Source organism: Mycobacterium simiae (assembly GCF_008370645.1).
In the GTDB taxonomy this organism is placed as follows: Bacteria; Actinomycetota; Actinomycetes; order Mycobacteriales; family Mycobacteriaceae; genus Mycobacterium; species Mycobacterium simiae_A.
The window spans coordinates 1-268 of sequence record NZ_VTZN01000639.1 but is presented as its reverse complement, the minus strand read 5'-3'; the positions used below and the strand labels follow the sequence as shown (position 1 = coordinate 268).

Annotated in this window: 1 protein-coding gene; it reads left to right on the top strand. The window is 64.9% G+C overall.

Going from position 1 to position 268, the window contains the following annotated elements:
* Positions 1-268, top strand: a 268-nt coding sequence (locus tag F0Q45_RS27210; RefSeq protein ID WP_149656726.1) for a polyketide synthase dehydratase domain-containing protein, incomplete at both ends; no start/stop codon positions are given.

Genomic DNA, 268 nt, shown 5'->3' with positions numbered 1-268 from the left:
GTCGACGAACTGGTTTTGCACACGCCGCTGGTGCTGTCCGATCACGACTCCACCGATCTGCAAATCACGATCCATCCCCGCAATGACGCCGGGCGGCGCCCCGTCACCGTGCACACTCGGGCCAGCGGTGATCACCACGACAGCACGTGGGTGTTGCACGCCAGTGCGACGATCAGCGCTGAGCAGGCTCCGATGCTCGCTGTCATGGTGCCGCCGGTGGTTGATGCCGTCGATGGCGGGGGTTTTTACGAGCGGTTGGCCGCACAGG